Origin of the sequence: Bradyrhizobium sp. CCGB12, from assembly GCF_024199845.1 — a bacterium.
Taxonomy (GTDB): Bacteria; Pseudomonadota; Alphaproteobacteria; order Rhizobiales; family Xanthobacteraceae; genus Bradyrhizobium.
The window spans coordinates 7,066,852-7,084,104 of sequence record NZ_JANADO010000001.1 but is presented as its reverse complement, the minus strand read 5'-3'; the positions used below and the strand labels follow the sequence as shown (position 1 = coordinate 7,084,104).

Here is a 17,253-nt window from a genome sequence, read left to right as displayed (position 1 = left end):
CGCTCCCGGTTACTGTGCGGTCCACCCGCCATCGACCGAGATCGCGGTCCCCGTGATCTGGTCCGCCGCGGCCGAACAGAGGAAGGCGACCGTGCCGCCGAGTTGCGCGGGAGAGACGAAGTCGAGCGATGGCTGCTTTTCCGCCAATAGCTCGTTCGTCGCCTGTTTCTGGCTGATGTGCTTGTCGGCGGCGATATCGCTGATCTGCTTTTCGACCAGGGGCGTGCGCACCCAGCCGGGGCAGACCGCGTTGCATGTGACGCCGCTGCCGGCGGTCTCGAGGCCGACCACCTTGGTGAGGCCGACCAGCCCGTGCTTGGCCGCGACATAGGCGGCCTTGTGTGTCGAGCCGACGAGGCCATGCGCGGAAGCGATGTTGACGATCCGTCCCCAACGCTGCAGCTTCATCTGCGGCACCGCGGTGGCCATGCCGTGGAATGCCGCCGACAGGTTGATGTCGATGATGGCCTGCCACTTGGCCGGCGGGAATTCGTCGACCGGCGCGGTGAACTGGATCCCGGCATTGTTGACGAGAATGTCGAGCCGCCCGAACCTCTCGATCGTCGCCGCGATCAGGCCGCGCACCGCCTCGCCCTTCGACATGTCGGCGCCGTCATAGACGACGCGCACGCCATGCTCTCGCTCGACGCCGTTGCGGATATTCTCGATCGCGCTTGCGTCGCCAAAGCCGTTCAACACGATGTCCGAGCCGAGACGTGCGAGCTCTTTCGCGATTCCGAGGCCGATGCCGCTGGTCGAGCCCGTGACGATGGCGACCTTGCCCTTCAACATGAGATGTCCTTTCTGCAATCGTTCAGTTCCGTTTGCTCTCGTTCATGCCGGGCCTGATGCGCGACATGGCATTCGTCCGGGCCGGCGACGCTGCGACCCGCTCAGTCGCGGCGATGGATGTCGTGAGTGACGATGCCGCGCTCGGGCGGCGGCGGGTCGAGACGCCGCCGGTCCGAGAGCGTGCGGCGGATGTCCTCCAGCCCGCTCTGCCAATGCCTGCGCATCGCACTCAGCCCGAACTCGTAATCCCTCGAATGGCCCTCGTTGGGCTTGGTCTGATAGATCAGGTGGACGATGTTGTAGGAGCGATGGCGGGCCATGTCCGCGATGGTGCGGATTTCCGGATCCTGCTTCGCCGCTTCCGGCAATTTGTCGATCGTCCGCTGGAGCGCCTGTCGCATCTTCTGCATTTGCAGCACCTGGTCGGTGACGGCGCGCGTGCGGCTCGAGTACTGAATGTCTTTCTGGCGGCTCGACACTTCCATCATGTCGTAGGGGACGCGGCCCTTGGCCGACCAGAGGTCGATCTGGAACGTCAACGCTTTGCGCGCGTCGCCCGAGAGCACGCGGGAAAGCGGCGTGTTGGAGACGACGCCGCCGTCCCAGTAGTGCTCGCCCTCGATTTCAACGGCGGGGAATCCCGGCGGCAGCGCGCCGGACGCCATGAAATGCTTCGGCCCCAGCCGGCGCTCGGCGGTGTCGAAATAGGTCAGGTTGCCGGTGCGGACGTTGACCGCGCCGACGCTGACGCGCACGTCGCCCGAATTCAACCGATCGAAGTCGACGAGTCGCTCCAGGGTCGCGTGCAACGGTGCCGTGTCGTAGAAGCTGGTCGCCGCATCGCCCGAGAATGGCGACCAGAGCGGCGACGGGAAGCGCGGCTTGAAGAAGCCGGGCTGCCCCTGGACCAGCGCCCGCATCGCCGCCAGCGCATTCCGCACCGAGCTGATGTCGAATGCAAAAGGCAGAGCATTGGCCAGCCCCTCGCCGGCGGGCCACTCGATCGAGAAGGCGCAAATGGTCTCCCAGAACTCGCGCAGCCGCTCGACGCGCTCGTCCTCGGGCGAGCCCGCGATGATCGCCGCGTTGAGCGCGCCGATCGAAATCCCGGCGAGCCAGTTCGGCCGGATGCCGGCCTCGTGCAGCCCTTCGTAGACCCCGGCCTGATAGGCGCCGAGGGCGCCGCCGCCCTGAAGGACCAGCGCAACGACATCGTAAGGCAGCGGCTCGATCTGCTGCGCAGCCTCGATGGACTCCCGTGTCACATTCAACATTGCCAGTACTCCCTGCATTGCGGCCGATCCGGTCAGCCGGCGATCAAGTTTTCGGAAGCCGGTGCGCGCCGTCGTTCGGACGCGCCCGGCGACAGGTAGTCGTGCACGACGGTGCCGAGCCCGAGGGTGAGGTCGGCGACGACATGCTTGGCCGACAGCACTTGCAGCACCGGCAACTCGGCGACGGGTGCTAGGGCATGCGAGCAGAGGTCGAGCGCAGCCGGCCCGGTCCACGCGCCCTTCACGGTGATGTCCTCGCAATGGAAGCGCACCAGCTCGCAGATGCGCGCCGTGCCGTCGACATGCGGGATAACCTTGAGCAGGAAATTCGGGGCGGCGAGCTTCTTCGCCTCGGCAGCGGCATCGAGGGCGCGATGCTTGTAGCCCATGGTGCCGGTGGCGATGCGAACCGAGCCGTAGTTCAGCGTGCCGACGAGCGTGTCGATCTCGACCGCCAGCTTCGGCTGCGCCAGCTTCTTGGGGAAGCCCCACAATTCGCGTCCGCCGGCGATCGGCGGATGATCATTGAGGAACATCTGGTGGACGAAGCTGCCGGCCTGGCCCTGGTAACTCACCGGGATGACCTGGCCGCTTTCGGTGTAGTCGCCGAAGCCGGTCGAGTCGGGCATGCGAATGAACTCGTAGTTCACGACGGGCTCAGTGAGCACGAGCGGCTCCGGCACGATGCGACGCAGCGCCTCGGGATCGGTCCGGTACTGGATAATGAAATATTCGCGGTCGACGAAGCGGTAGGGGCCGGGCGGAAAGGCCGGGTTGGTCAGCGGCATGGCGAAGGCGCTGGTGCGCACGGTCTCGTGTTTCATCGCGGTCGAGCTCCAGAATGATCCAGGGTGTGAGCGGGCTGCGCCTCGGCGGCGACGCGCAGCCCGTTTCGCGTGAAGGGACTAGAGGAAGCCGGTCACGTCGGTCACACGCTCCGGATCGGCCGAGGCGAGCGCAGCGGCGCGCTCGGCTCTGGGCGGATAGATCCAGACGGTGTTGATCTCCTGCTTGGTCTTCTTGGCGACGTCGCCGACCATCGTCACCTCCCGCTCCCAGCCCCGCGTGAACAGCGCGCCGGCTCCGCCAAGGTCGAGGCAGGTGACGTAGCCCTTCTGGTGGTAAGGCCTGGTCGCAAGGCCGAGCAGCTCGGCCGCGGCATTGTTGCCGGCGAAAGCGCCCATGCGCGTCGCGTGCTGGCACGACATCAGCGCGTAATTGCCTTCGTCGTCGCAGGCCGCACGCGCCGCATCGCCGGCTGCGAAGACGCCCTCAACGCCTGTCACCTGCAGACAGCGGTCGACCAGCAACCGGCCGAAATTGTCGCGCTCGGCGGGAATCTGCGCGGTCAGGGGCGCGGCACGAATGCCCGCCGCCCAGATCACGGTCTCGGTCTCGATGTGCTCGCCGCTGGACAGGGTGACGCCGGATTTGTCGAGCGAGGCGACACCTACACCGAGGCGTGCCTCCACGCCGAGCTTGCCGAGGGCCTCCTCGATGACGGGGCGGGGACCTGCGCCCATGTCGGGCGCAATCGCGTTGTTGCGTTCGACGATGATGACGCGGGTGCTGGCGTTAGCGCCGAGGATGTCGCGAAGCCGCGCCGGCATCTCGGTGGCCGCCTCGATGCCGGTGAAGCCGCCGCCGGCGACGACGACCGTGTCGCGCCCGTTCGTGGCCGGCCGCTTGGCGAGGCCATGCAGATGCTTGTCGAGCGCGATTGCATCCTCGAGCGAATCGACGCTGAAGCCGTGCTCGACAAGACCCGGAATGTTCGGACGAAACAGCCGGCTGCCGGTGGTCACGACGAGGCGGTCGTAGGAGAGAGACTTTTTCGTGCCCTTCACTGTCGCGATCTTCACCATGCTGGATTTGGTGTCGACCGTCTCGGCGGTGCCTTGCACATAGGTGACGTCGATGGATTTGAGCACGTCGAGCAGGGGCGCCGTCAAGGTCTCCGGCTTCGGTTCATAGAGCCGCGGGCGAACCACGAGCGTCGGCTCGGGGGCAACCAGCGCGATATCGAGCTGGTCTGGCGAGACGCCCTGGATCTCGCGCAGGCGGGCTGCGGAAAGGGCGGCGTACATGCCGGCGAAGCCGGCGCCGATGATGACTAGTCGCATGGGTCTACTCCTTGATCTCTGCGTTTCGAAAGTCCGTGCGCGAGCCGCCGCTACCCCGCTCAGGGTAGCGTCCGGTGACGGCACGAAGAGGTGAAGTGAATTCCTGGTCTTAAGGCGCTACGCAGCGCGACAGCGGCGAGTTCTGCGGCCAGCCTTGGCGAAAGACGACCGACTGAGCTGCCCTTGGGCCCCAGTCCTGATAGGGAAGGCCGGAGGCATCCCGGTTCATGATGGACACCAGCGGGTAGATCGGGTGCATGGCGTGCGCGGGAATCTCCACCTCCTCGCCTGTCGCCGACGTGAAGCGAACGGCCAGCGAGAGTCCGTACAGGGTCGCGGTCGCAAGGCCTCGGCGGCGCGACGCGATCACTCGCCGGCTGATGAAGTTCTTCCAGGTCATCTTTGGTCTCCGTCGATTGGACTGAGCATGGTGATGGTTTAGCGGATCGGATCTGCCGCTGCGCCAGAGCGATTGCCGTGATTGCAGCGCGATTGCTGCTACCGTCGGCGTCTGCGCCAGTCGCTCGGGCTCCGGCCGGTCAGCTTCCTGAAGGCTGCGATCGGGACGATCGAATTGCTGCGCCATCTTGCGGACGCGCTTCACTTCCGCGTGGGCATGGGATGTTCGCCGAACGGCGAATCGCGCGCATTCGTTTCGGAGGCGTTCGGCTGGGTCTGCAAAGCGTCGCACCGGACCGGCTTGCAGCCCGTGGACGTGTCCTCGCTGTCGAGAACGATCTCGTTGCGCTTCGAGCGGTTGTCGTCAGCGCGTGTGGTGCCTGCGCCAGTCGCTCGGGGACTCGCCGGTCAACTTGCGGAACGCCGCTGCGAACGCCGTCTGCGAGGAATAGCCGAGTGCGGCCGCGATCGAGACAACCGGGTCGTCGCCGTCGCGCAGCATCTTCATGGCCTGCTCGAGCCGGTGCTGGCGCAGCCAGGCATGCGGGGACAGGCCGGTGCTTTCCTTGAAGGCCCGGCAGAAGTGAAAGCGCGACAGGCCCGCATCGGACGCCAGCGCATCGAGCGAGACGTCCGCATCGCTGTCCGAGCGCAATCGTTCGATCGCGCGGAGCAGGATTTTTGGCGACAGCCCGCCCATGGTCGTATGGAACGTGGTTGGCGAACCCGTATGCGCAGCCAGAACGCGCGTGGCCAGAAGATCCGTCAGCTGATGCCGGAACAGATTATCCAGCGCGCCATGGCCCTCCAGCGCGTCTGCCGCGCTCAGGAGCAACCGCGACGTAACGGGGTCGGGATGCGCCGTTCGCTCCAGCAGGTCGGCCGCGCCCGCGGTCCCGGCTTCGTCGGCAACGCGCTTCAGCGTCGCATCCGGAAGATAGAGCTGAACCACGTCGACGGGCTTGGGAATATCCCACCTGGAGCTCGATCCTTCCGGGATGATGATCAGGACCCCGGGGCGAAACGTTCCGATCGCGACCGATCGTCCCGACCGCCGCTCCATGCGCTGCATCACGCCGTTATATGCCATGATCACGTGGTGACTCATGGGCTCGACGACGTCGTGCAGCGGATCGTGCTTCCAATGTGCGATGCCGGCACCGGAGGAGTCCAGCGCCATGCGAAACGGCTCGGTCCTGAGCACGCGCGCCATTTCCGCACCGGCGACGGGCCGGTCGGAATGCGAGCTGTCCTCCGGCTGTGTGTGGGGTGCTGGTGGCAAGCCTTGCTGCTGCGAGGGATCGCGCATGGGAGCGGTGTTCCCGGTCATTGTGGCTCCTCCTGATCGCCTCAGGATTCCGATCGGTCGCCCGTTTTTGTACGTACCGGCGTGGGTTCTAAGCGTTGCGAGGGGTGGCGTATTGCCTGAAGCGGCCATGTCTTGCCCGATCCTGCTCCAAGCCGGCGCGCGCTTGCGCAAACGCACGACGGAGAGGCGGAGGAGGGAGGAATGGTCTGTGAGAACGGGCGCCGCAGCTCGTCACGTGGCTGTCGCTAGCGGACGTTCCGCGTTTGGTCGCGTGACGTCAATCGAGCCGCATAAGCGCGTCTCGATGCGATCGTCACGGATTCCGCCGATTCGGCTGCGGCAAGGGGCGCGCTAAGCCGCCGCCGCCTGCGCCGACAAAAGCTGCTTCAGCTTCGCCGCGGGCACAGCCGGGCTGAACAGCCAGCCCTGCATCTGGCTGCATCCGAGCTGGCGCAGCACCTCGCGCTGAGCTTCGGTCTCGACGCCTTCGGCCGTCGTCGCCATGCGGCGGGCGGCAGCCATGTGCACCACGGCCTGCACGATCGGAGAGGAATCCTCGGGCTCGCCGATGTCGCTGATGAAGCTGCGGTCGATCTTGATCTTGTCGAACGGGAAACGGTGCAGATAGCTCAGCGAGGAGTAGCCGGTGCCGAAATCGTCGAGCGCGATGCGCACGCCAAGCGCGCGCAACTGCTGCAGGATCGTCAACGCCTCCGCGTCGTCGCGGATCAGCACGGTTTCGGTGATCTCGAGCTCGAGCCGTCCCGGGGCAAGGCCGGACTCCGCGAGCGCGGCGGCGACCTTGAGCGCCAGCGTTCGCGAGCTGAACTGGACCGGCGAGACGTTGACCGCGACGTGGATCTGGCCGGGCCAGCTCGCAGCCTCGAGGCAGGCCTGCTTCAGCACCCACTCGCCGATCTCGCCGATCAGCCCGATCTCTTCGGCGATCGGGATGAAATCCGCGGGCGAGACCATGCCGCGCTCCGGGTGGCGCCAGCGCAGCAGCGCCTCGCAGCCGGTGACGACATTGGCCGCGAGGTCGACCAGCGGCTGGTAGTGCACCTCGAACTCGCCGTGCGCGAGCGCCTGGCGCAAATCGAGCTCGAGCTGCCGCCGCTGCCGCGCCTTGGCGTCGTATTCGGGCGAGAAGATGCGGAAGGTGCGGCGCCCTTCCGACTTCGCCGCATACATCGCAAGATCGGCGCGCTTGAGCAGATCGTCGATATTGTCGCCATGGTCGGGCGCGATTGCGATGCCGATGCTGGCATCGGTCGGGATCTCCTGGCCTTTGCAGCTCACGGGCATGCGCAACGCCCCAAGGATCGCTTCCGCCATCGCCGTCAGCTCAGCTGGGTCGTTCGTGCCGGCCTTGACGATGGCGAATTCGTCGCCCCCGAGCCGCGCGACGAGGTCGTTGCCGCTGACGCAGGCCCGCAGTCGGTTCGCGACCTGGCGCAACAGCTCGTCGCCGACCTCGTGTCCCAGCGAATCGTTGACGCCCTTGAACTCGTCGACGTCGATATAGAGGATAGCGAACGGCTTGCCCTGGCTGAGCTCGGCGACGCGGCGCTCCAGATGACCGCGCATCATCACGCGGTTGGGCAGGTCGGTCAGCGCGTCGTAGTGCGCCATATGCGCGATGCGCTCGTCTGCCCGAATGCGCTCGGTGACGTCGTCATGGGTTGCGAGCCAGCCGCCTGCGGCACCGGGATGGTTCTTGATCTCGATCAGCCGGCCGTCGGCGGTCTCGACGATGGCGCTCTGGGTGCGCCCGACATTGCTCAGGATGTCGTCGCAATAGGATTCGACGTCGCCTTCGAACGAGCCGGTGTCGTGGCGATGCTGGATCACGTCGCGGAAATAGGCCCCGGGTTTCACGATGTCGGCGGAGAGCCGGTACATCTCGATGTAGCGCCGGTTGCAAACGATCAGCCGCTCGTCCTGATCGAACATCAGCAGGCCCTGCGTCATGGTGTTCATGGCAGTGTCGAGCCGCTGCTTCTCCAGCGAGAGCCGGCGCGTGACCTGGCGGAAGATCAGAGAGAGCGTGAGCACGAGCAGGCCGATCGACAGCACGGCGACGGTGACGAAGAACTTCGTCTGGGTGCGCCAGGTGGCGAGCGTCGCATCCAGCGACTTGGTCGCGACCACCACCAGCGGCTCGCCGGTGAGAAGGCGCGAGGCGACGATGCGGTCCTTGCCGTCGATCGGGCTTGCGAGCTGGGTGGTGACGAAGGTGCGCTCGAACACCGCCATTTGCGCCGGCGTGCCCTTGCGAAAGTTCTGCCCGATCATGTCATCGACATGCGGGATGCGCGCGAGCAGCTGGCCGTTCTGGTGGTGCATCGCGATCGAGGATTCCTCGCCGAGCCCGGTCGAGGCGAAGAAGGATTCGAGCTGCTCCGGCGCAATCGCGCGCGAGACGAGTCCAAGGAATTCGCCATGCGGGCCGGACACGCGCCGCGCGAACACGATCGCCGGCCCGCTGCCGAGCCGGCCCCGTACCACCTCGACCTCTTCCTGTGCGGCCGGATCGTTCTTGAGGCGATTGAAATAGCCACGGTCGGCCACGGAGATGTCGGCGACCGGCCAGCGCCGCGACGAGTTGATCAGGATGCCGTTCGAATCGAACACGTTGGCACCCGCGACGTCGGACCAGCCGCTGGCCTTTGCGCGCAGCACCTCGTGCATGGCGAGCGTGCCCATCTCGCTGCGGAAGACCGCGGCGGATTCGACGCCATGGCTTTCGAGCTCCGCGATGATGCTCTTCTGGAGCACCGCAAAGTCCTCGAACTCGCGGTCGAAATGCCGGGCCAGCAGCCGGACGGAGCTTTCCAGGCTGTCGCGGCCGCTCTCGATCGCATTTTGCCGGAAGCGGTCGACGGTGAGCCCGGTGCCGACCGCGGTCGCGGCCATCAGCACGAAGCCGCCGACGATCAGCCATGTCAGCGGTGCCCCCCGCCAGCGGCGCAGCAACGCGCGCATCCGTGCGGTCCATCGGATCGATGTGCCCATGCAGCCCCTCCCGTGGGATGCAAGATGCGGCAAAACCGACAAGACCTCGTTACCAGCGAAGGTTAGGAAAATATGAATCGGAGGGAAATCAGGGGGTTGGTTTCCTGAGATGCGTCTTTTGCTGAGGCCTCGCCGGTCTCACCGACGGATCTCCCACCGCAAGGCTTCCGCATTCGCCTTGGCGAACATCGCCGGCACGTCGAAGGTCCCGGTCTTGAGGTCATAGCGGCAGCGCCAGTCGGCGAGGCCCTTCACCGCGACGTTCTTCGGATGCTTGTCCATTTCGCCCGACAGCGAGATCACGAGGTAACGGTTGTCGGGCCATTTCACGCCGAGCCCGCGATAGGCTTCCTCCGTGCCTTTCACGAGGTTGGCCGAGATGTGGTAGTCGAGCTTCATCTTCCGCGTGTCGGTGCGGCTGTGGAAATAGGCCCAGGCGAGGTCGCTCAGCGACGTCTTCGTCGCATTCGTGAAAGTACCGTTCACGACACGATAGAGGTGGAGGTCTTGCTCGCCGGAGCCGGTCTTCTGCATCCGGACCAGCCATTGCGAGTCGCTGGTGAAACGGAAGCCGGCTGGATAGCCCTGCTCGGGCTTCAGCTCGGTCATCTCTCCGCCGTGCCGCGCCCAGACCTGCCATTTGACGTCGAAATCCTCGCCCTCCTTCATATACTGCTCGAGCCTGGTGGCTTTGTCGGGCGAGGCGAAGGCGAGATCGGCATCGTCGGTGAGGACGAAGTCCGGCGGCGGGCCGGAGGCAGCCAGCGCCGGAGACGCGACCATCAGGGCAAGCGCCAGCCAGGGTGCAGGGCGGCAAAATGCGTTCACGGGGGAAAATCCCTAAAAAATGGCCGCGATGCGGTCTCATTCATTTGACGCCAGGGGGGCCGCGCCGGTTCATCCCGGGCCTTGCAAGACAGGCGAATCATCCCAACGATCGTCTTGCTGCCGCAGCCAAATCGGCGCAATTTGCCGCCCTCGGCTGATTTGCGAGCCGAGGTTCTGATTAAGGTTTCTTTTCCTATGACCACCGCGTCCAAGGTCTTCATTGCACTCTGTCTGCTCGCGTTGGTCGGCACCGTGATGGTGATCGGCCCCACCGAGCTGCGCCGCCTGCTGCCGTCGGGCACGAAGACCGAGATCGCCGCCGCCGCCAAGCCGGAGGTCAAGGCCGAAGCCAAGGTCGAGCCCAAGCTCGAAACCAAGCCTGAGCCCAAGCTTGAGCCCAAGCCGGAAGAGCAAAAGCTTGCTGCCAGCGCGCCGCCGGCATCAGCCGCATCGCCGACACCGGCGCCCCAGCCGAAGGCGGACGCGCTGGCCGAGACGCAGAAGCAGGTCGCGGCGCTGGCCGATCTCGCGCCGGTCAAGCCGCCGCCGGCTGTGGCCGATGCGGGCCCCCGTTTCGACGTTGCGCGCGTCGACGATCATGGCGAGTCGGCGGTGATCGCCGGCCGGGCCACGCCGGGTGCGAAGGTCGAGCTGCTGCGCGACGGCAAGCCGCTCGACTCGGTCGTGGCCGATGCCTCGGGCCAGTTCGTGATGACCCCGCCGCAGCTTCCTGCCGGGTCCTATGAGCTGACCCTGCGGGCGAGATCGACCGACGGGACCGTCACGCAATCCGGCCGCTCGATGCCGGTGACGATCGCCGAGGCCGCGCTGCCGCCGGCTCGCCCCGCACCGGCCGCTCGGCAAGAAGCGAAGCAAGAGCCGAAGCAGGCCGAGAAGCCCGACGACAAGACGGATGTCGTGGCCGCCTTGCCCTCGGCATCGCCGCGTCTGGCCTCAGCACCCGACCGGCCTGCGGCTCGGTCCAGCGTGACGGGTACACCGAAGCCCAGGTCCATGGCGCGGGCGCCTGCGCAAACGACCGTTGCATCGGCTTCGCCGGCGGACGCGCTCAGTGGTGCGCCTGCGGAAGCGGGTGGCAGCCGCGTGATCTCCCGCGGCGACAGCCTGTGGGCGCTCAGCCGGCGCCTCTATGGCGACGGCGCCCGCTACGCCGTGATCTTCAACGCCAACCGCGACAAGATCCAAAATCCCAATCTGATCTATCCCGGCCAGACCTTCGTGATGCCGCAAAAGGCGGAGTGACTGCATCTCTCACTGCCCCGTACGCGATCAGGGCAATCGCATTGGAGACCGTTTCTTCGCGGCCATCCTTCGAGACGCCCGCCTTTGGCGGGCCCTCAGGATGAGGACGGAGGGTGCGGTAGCATTTCGACAAGCAAAGACGCGGCTTAGCCTCATCCTGAGGAGACCGCTGGAAGCGGTCGTCTCGAAGGACGAGGCGCGCGCCGGACGGCGGCCCCGCGACGCTTTGCCCTGTGTCTCTGCGGAACATTCGGTTCCCCCGCGCGTCATTGTGATGCGGCGCAGTGCGCGCATGGCGCCGGGAGGAGGCCCGAGGTGGTCAGGTCAGCTTTCGTGTCGGGACGCATGCGACTGGCGCTGGCGGGTGCTGCCCTGATGTTTGCGGCAGTGCTGCTGCCTGAGAGGGCCGAGGCGCAATTTGGAATCCGCGGCGGTCCGCTCGGCGTTGCGCGCTTCGCCGTCGGCCACATGCTGGGCATGTCGCGCCTGCGCCATTCCCGCATGGCGGTGCGCGGAAGCCGCTACCGCTCGGCCGCGCTGCAGTCGCAGGATCCCCGCGGCGCCGAGCGCGGCCAGCCTGCCAACCCCTACGTTCTGCGTGCGGCGCTCACGGCGCGGGCTGCGCTGTCGGGCTGGCATGGCGGCCGGCGCCCGCAGGGCTGGTGGCGCCACCCCGACGGCAGCTATGGCTGGGTCGGCCCGGTGTTCTGGCCGTTCGCGCATGACGATCTCACCACCGCAGTCATCTTCGGCGACAGCACCAGCCTCTCGCTCTATGGCTATGGCGACATCTATGCCGCGATCTTCGCGCCCTACGCAGCCACGGAGCTTGCCACCTACATCGTGCCGCAAGGCCGGCGCGCGCGGCGCATCCCGTCCGCAGAGACGCTTTGCGATGCCAGCGATACCGGCGGCTTGCCCGTCGAACGCATTGCCAGCGCCGTGCAGCCGAACGAATTGCAGCGCACCGCGCTCGACGAGATCGCATCCGCCTGGAATGCCGCGCGCGACACCATCCGTGCCGCCTGCCCGGCGCAGGCCCCGGCGACAGCCTCCGAGCGCCTCGGCCTGATGCGCGAGCGCCTCGAAGCCATGATCAAGGCTACGGACGCGGTCGCGCCGCCGCTCTCGAAATTCGTCGATCTGCTCGACGACGGTCAGAAGGCAAAGCTCGATGGTCTAGGCAAGGAGCGTCGCGCCGCGCTGGCTGCGGTCCAGCGCAAGGACGCGCAGGCGGCTGCCGCCTGCCAGCCGGACTATGATCCCCGCTATGACGAGAAGGCGCAGCGCCAATATGAGCAGCTGGTGCAGCAGCAATGGCCCGCCGCCGACATCGCCTCCACGCTCAAGCTCGACGAGATCGCCCGCGCCCGCCTCGACGTGCTCCAGGACACGACGCTGCGCACGATGGAGACGCTGAGCGCCTGTCCCTCGAAGCCGGCGGAGACGCCGCAGGCCCGGCTCGCGGCCGCGAAGTCGCGGCTGGAGACGATGCTGCAGGCGGTCGGCGGCATCAGTGAAGCGCTCGACGATTTCGAGGCCGATTTGAGCGACGAGCAGAAGGCCGGCTTCGAGGCGATCGGGCCGAAGCGGGGCGCGTGAGCGGTTGCTCGGAACGACCGACGGCAGACAACGCGGCACCTTGGTCGTCGGCACAATTTTAAGATATCCATTGGGATCGTGTTGAGCCGAATAACCTATGTTGTCCGGGGTTTCCTACGGCCATCAACAGGATCGTGAAGGACGCATGTATTCAGCCTTCATCTGGTATTTCCTATCCATGAAAGGCCGCATTGGTCGGCAGGAATTTGGCTTGGGGCTCGTTGGACTTGTCCTCATCGATATGCTCGTCGTGCGGATCGGGGTGAAGCTCAGTGACGGAGGACCCCGATACTACGACCACAGCCCGCCACTCGAGTGGTCCATCCTCCATAGTCTCCTCATCGCCTCATTGTGGCCGTTCGCCGCAATCCTCGTGAAGCGACTGCACGACTTCAACATCTCGGGTTGGTGGGCGCTCACAATCCTCGCGGTCCCCTACCTCGCTCAGGCGCTCAGCATTCCCTATTGGATTCCTTATTTGTTGGTGGCGGCAACCCTGAGTGTGCTTCCGGGATCACCGGGGGACAATCGGTTCGGCTCCGACCCGCTGCCGCGCATGAGCGCTTAGCAGGCACAAAGCTGCAACCATAAGAGGACGTCCGCTACGGTCCCGAGCGAACACGACATGATGGTTACATGACGATCCGTGGCTTGCGCTCGATGACGTTCCTTAACAAACGCAAGACTACAGTGCGGTCGCCGAACCAGAACAGGGCGAGAGCCGGTGCTTAAGAAATTGGTTGTGATGGCTGTGCTTTCCGGGTTGGTGGCCTATGGCCTCCTGCTCACGGATTGGCCTGCCCCGCGCTCGCAGCACACGGGATACTTCGCCGTTGCGCCGTCGCAAAAGGCGGACCTTTCGCATCTCGACGATTGGAATCGCGCAGCCAAAGCCAAGTATGGACCGAATGCGTCGACGGCCATGCATGGACGGAAATGGGTGACCGTTGTCGGGGACAAGGTCGTCGACACGCGTCCGTTTGCATGGTCGGTGTACGGCTTCTCGGGCGTGTTCATGGTGTCGAGGGTAGAGAGCTTTCCGTTCGAGCTTTCGCTCGATCCAAGAGATGCCGTTGATCCCCAGCAGACTGCCGCACAGGTCAAGACGCGCTTCGCGGGGACCGTGCCGGCGGAGGCGCTCGAATTTGGCAGCCGTGAATGGCGTCCGGCTCTCTGCCATTACCCGAAACCACCCGACTTCGGATTTCCGTTGCCCAGCTCGGCCCTCAGCGTCGATGCGAGCACGATTTGCCTGATGCGATCCGGTGCCGAGGGCTCGCATACCGCGTTAATCGGCTTTGCCCGTGTCGATGCCAGCTTCTGGGTGCGTCTGCTCTCCCGAAGGGTGTGCCGCATCCTGTCGGCATCTTGGATCGAATCGATGATGTCACGGCCGGACTCGAGGCGTCCCGACTATGTCGCCTGTATGCTGGCAACAAAAGCCGAGGGCGCCGAACATGAGGCCGTGACCGCCCGCTTCTTCGAGGTCCGCGAAGACAGGACGCTGGCCGCTTTCGACTGAGGCGTGGCGCGGCATGATCCTTTTCGGAAGCTCTAGCTGAAGAAATGCCCGCCCGAGGCCTGCGCGTAGGCCTGCCACTGATGATCGAGCACGACCGTCTCGTGGCTGCCGTTGCTCTGGCTGATGTCGATCACGAGGTCGTTGGCGCCGCCGCGATGGGCGGTGACGTCGGCCGAATCCTTGACGAGGTCGACCAGCGCCGCCATCGACTTCACCGCCGTGCCGGAGCCAGGACCTTCGCCGGTGTCGAGCACGGTCGCGGGATGCGCACCGGATGAGGCAAACGTGCCGGCCTCGTAGTCGTAGAACACCAGCGCATCGCCCTTGCCAAAGTTGAGGTCGAACACCGTGTCGGTGGCGCGCTGGCCGGCCGCCTGGTCAGTGCCATTGAAGCGGAATTGATCCGCGCCGGCGCCGGCGTAGAGCAGGTCGTTGCCGGCGCCGCCGTTGAGCACGTCGGAATGCAGGCCGCCGATCAGGATGTCGTTGCCGCCCTTGCCGTCGAGGAAGCTGCCGACCGGGCTGAACAGCTTTGCGATCAGCAGATTGTTGCCGTCATTGCCTTCGACCAGGTTGTCGGCCACGGCCGTGATCTTGGTGCCGCCATTGCCGTCGGAGGACAGCTGGAAGTTCAGCCCCGAAGCATAGGCATGCGCGTCGAGCTGAAGCGTGATGGTGCCGGACTTGCCGCCGGTGATGGTGAGGACGTTGTCGGCCGACAGCGTCACCTGGGAGGCCTTGCCGATGCCGGCGAGATCGATGGTGTCGCCGACGCCAAAATCTTCGATGGTGTTGTCGAGATGGCCGTGGTCGAGCGCCGCCTTGTCGATCCTCAGCGTCTGCGCGCCGTCCTCGAAAGCGATCGCGCCGGTGCCGGCGGCACCGCGCGCCGCAAGCTCCAGCGTGCCGGCATGCAGCGTGGTGCCGCCGCTATAGCTGTTGGTCTGGCTCAGTACCGTGGTGCCGGTGCCGGCCTGGTCGAACGCGCCGCTGCCGGAGATCGTCGCGTTGAACACGAAGAGGTCGGAATGGGTGGAGGCGAAGACGCCGTTGTCGATGACGTCGCCCGCGAGCGAGCCGCCGTTCGCGATCGCGAGCCTGGCGCCGGCATCGATCGTGATGCCGGCGACGAAGCTTTCGGCATCCGTGACGCTCCAGTTGCCGGCTTGCACGTCGAGCAGCTCGAAATTCAAGGCATGCGCCAGCTTGCCGGAGCCGGTGCCGAGCAGGTTGAATGTGTCGGTGCCCTCGCCGCCATCGATAAATGCGGTGAAGGTCGCGCCGACGTAGTCGTTTACCGTGTCGTCGCCGCCGCCGAGGGCGACGCTGCCGTCGATGACGCCCTTGTTGGTGAGCGTGTCGGCGAAGGTGTCGGTGATCGAGATCGCCTCCCCGTTGCCGCCGCGGATCGTGCCCTCGTTATAGATCGTCGTCGGCGCAAAGGCGTTGCCGAGATTGGAATCGTCGACCGTGATGGCGCGCTCGACGCTGTCGATCGTGCCGTAATTGGTGATGCTGCCGCCGCCGATCGTGATCGCCTCGGCGAGGATGCCGTCGCTGTGGCCCGACGTGGTGATCGCGCCGTAATTGGTCAGCGCGATCAGGCCGTCGATGTCGATGCCGTCGCCGTCGCTGATACCGTCGGCGTGCCCGGTGATGAGACCGGCGTTGAGGATGGTCGTGGTGGTCGTGCTCGCGGTGTCCATGTTGATGCCGGAGCCGGCATCGCCGATGATGCTGCCGCCGGCGTCATTGCTGATCGCAATCGGCTGGTCGCCCGTGATGCCGTGACGCGTGCCCTCGATGGTGCCGCCGGCATGATTGTGGACGACGCCACCGGCATTGCCCTGGAAGTCGACGCCGTCATTGCTTTCGCCGCTGGCGTTGCCGCCGAAGACCTTGCCGTAATTGTCGATCACCATGTTGACGCCGCCGCGGATCGCATCCGCATCCGCCGCCTTGATCACGCCGGTCGCCTGGTTGATGAGGTGGATGGTGCCGCTGGTCGAGACCAGGTCGGTGAAATCGATCGCCTGGCCGTTGCTGGATCCCGAGCCCGTCGACTGGATAGTGCCGGCGTTGTCGACCGTGACCGCATAGGTGGCGGAAGCGGTCAGCGTCGAGGCCGTGATGCGGACAGTGTCGCCCTGCGACTGGATCATGCCGTGCTGCCCGTTCGTCAGCGTGAACGAGGTGATGCTCGTGAGATTGGAGGTGCTGAGGTTGATCGCGCGGCTTGCCGAGGCGGTCGCGTCGATCAGCCCATCATTGCTGATGGTGATGATGCCGGCGCCCGGACGGATCGCGTCGTTGCCGGAGACGCCGATCACAGCGCCGGTGTGATTGGTGATGTTGATCACCGCGCTCGCCGAGACGATCGCGGCGAAGTCGAGCGCCTGCCCGCTCGAACCAGCGAGGATGTTGCCATTTGCGTCCACCGTGCCCGAGACGATGGTCCCGGAATTGTCGACCGTGATGGTGCCGGTGGAGAGCGCCGTGTTGATGCGGAATGCGTCGTCGCCCGTGATCAGCTTGGCGCCGCCCTCGTTGACGAAGGTGAGGTTGCCCGTCGTGAACGAGCCCTTGGTGTCGATGCCGCGGCCCGTCGCGCTGATGGTTCCGGCATTGTCGATCACGACGGTCTGTCCGGCCGTGCCGCCGGTCCAGGTGATGTCGGTAGTGGAGGCCAGCGTGCCGCCCGCCTCGATGGTGCCGGTATCGGTATTGCCGACGGTCTTCGCGGACGTGACTGTGGAGCCGCTTGCCACGGTGAAAGAAGCCATGATCCCTCCCTGACGTGCCCTGGATATGCGGCGCCAGCCCGGCGCCGCGAAAATGCGTGTGGGACGAGAGCGGTATCGGGAGGAGATGACGATGGGATGACGCGCTGTGGAAAGCGCCCGGCGATCACAGATCCGTAGCCCGGATGGAGCTTGCGCCGTAGCTCGAAGAGCGAAGGCGCAAGCGCAATCCGGGACCTCAATCCCACATTCCGCAGAGCTTGATGCGGGCTACGAGCGGAGAAGGATAAGAGCCGGCTACCACACGCCCAGTCGAGCTTCATATCCCTGAAGTCGAGCTGCGCGTTGCCGCCGAAATTGTAGCCGCCGCAATATTCCTCAAGAG

At 65.8% G+C, this 17,253-nt stretch carries 13 protein-coding genes; 4 read left to right on the top strand and 9 right to left on the bottom strand.

What is annotated here, in order from left to right; translation table 11 throughout:
• Nucleotides 1-9: 9 nt before the first annotated feature.
• From NLM27_RS32335 to NLM27_RS32300, 8 genes are all read right to left on the bottom strand, one after another.
• Nucleotides 10-792 carry a 3-hydroxybutyrate dehydrogenase gene (locus NLM27_RS32335; RefSeq protein ID WP_254147130.1) on the bottom strand — a complete coding sequence of 261 codons (783 nt, stop codon included), beginning with the start codon at nt 790-792 and terminating at the stop codon, nt 10-12.
• Between the two features lie 101 nt (nt 793-893).
• The gene (locus tag NLM27_RS32330) at nt 894-2,066 is read right to left on the bottom strand and encodes a patatin-like phospholipase family protein (RefSeq protein ID WP_254147129.1); all 1,173 of its coding nucleotides are present in this window, start codon (nt 2,064-2,066) and stop codon (nt 894-896) included.
• A gap of 32 nt (nt 2,067-2,098) precedes the next feature.
• Nucleotides 2,099-2,890: an acetoacetate decarboxylase gene (locus NLM27_RS32325; protein WP_254147128.1), complete on the bottom strand. Its 792-nt coding sequence runs from the start codon at nt 2,888-2,890 to the stop codon at nt 2,099-2,101.
• A gap of 81 nt (nt 2,891-2,971) precedes the next feature.
• Nucleotides 2,972-4,189: an NAD(P)/FAD-dependent oxidoreductase gene (locus NLM27_RS32320; protein WP_254147127.1), complete on the bottom strand. Its 1,218-nt coding sequence runs from the start codon at nt 4,187-4,189 to the stop codon at nt 2,972-2,974.
• Nucleotides 4,190-4,298: 109 nt separating this feature from the next.
• Nucleotides 4,299-4,589 (bottom strand): hypothetical protein, encoded by a 291-nt coding sequence (locus tag NLM27_RS32315; RefSeq protein ID WP_254147126.1) that lies wholly within the window; start codon nt 4,587-4,589, stop codon nt 4,299-4,301.
• A gap of 363 nt (nt 4,590-4,952) precedes the next feature.
• A complete protein-coding gene (locus NLM27_RS32310) occupies nt 4,953-5,918 on the bottom strand; it encodes an AraC family transcriptional regulator (RefSeq protein ID WP_254147125.1) in 966 nt (321 codons plus the stop codon).
• 330 nt (nt 5,919-6,248) lie between these two features.
• Nucleotides 6,249-8,912: an EAL domain-containing protein gene (locus tag NLM27_RS32305; RefSeq protein ID WP_254147124.1), complete on the bottom strand. Its 2,664-nt coding sequence runs from the start codon at nt 8,910-8,912 to the stop codon at nt 6,249-6,251.
• Between the two features lie 138 nt (nt 8,913-9,050).
• The gene (locus NLM27_RS32300; protein ID WP_254147123.1) at nt 9,051-9,740 is read right to left on the bottom strand and encodes a hypothetical protein; all 690 of its coding nucleotides are present in this window, start codon (nt 9,738-9,740) and stop codon (nt 9,051-9,053) included.
• Nucleotides 9,741-9,935: 195 nt separating this feature from the next.
• Between NLM27_RS32300 and NLM27_RS32295 the strand changes: the two genes are divergently transcribed.
• The 4 genes from NLM27_RS32295 (at nt 9,936) to NLM27_RS32280 (ending at nt 14,127) form a co-directional block, all read left to right on the top strand.
• Entirely contained in the window at nt 9,936-11,003 is a 1,068-nt protein-coding gene (locus NLM27_RS32295; RefSeq protein WP_254147122.1) for a LysM peptidoglycan-binding domain-containing protein, read from the top strand.
• A 375-nt stretch (nt 11,004-11,378) separates the two neighbouring features.
• Complete coding sequence (locus NLM27_RS32290; protein WP_254148986.1) at nt 11,379-12,605, top strand: Spy/CpxP family protein refolding chaperone; 1,227 nt, start codon at nt 11,379-11,381, stop codon at nt 12,603-12,605.
• Nucleotides 12,606-12,750: 145 nt separating this feature from the next.
• A complete protein-coding gene (locus tag NLM27_RS32285) occupies nt 12,751-13,173 on the top strand; it encodes a DUF805 domain-containing protein (protein ID WP_254147121.1) in 423 nt (140 codons plus the stop codon).
• A 156-nt stretch (nt 13,174-13,329) separates the two neighbouring features.
• Nucleotides 13,330-14,127: a hypothetical protein gene (locus tag NLM27_RS32280; protein WP_254147120.1), complete on the top strand. Its 798-nt coding sequence runs from the start codon at nt 13,330-13,332 to the stop codon at nt 14,125-14,127.
• 32 nt (nt 14,128-14,159) lie between these two features.
• Here the strand turns inward: NLM27_RS32280 and NLM27_RS32275 are convergent, their stop codons facing one another.
• The gene (locus tag NLM27_RS32275) at nt 14,160-16,910 is read right to left on the bottom strand and encodes an autotransporter-associated beta strand repeat-containing protein (RefSeq protein WP_254147119.1); all 2,751 of its coding nucleotides are present in this window, start codon (nt 16,908-16,910) and stop codon (nt 14,160-14,162) included.
• Nucleotides 16,911-17,253 lie beyond the last annotated feature (343 nt).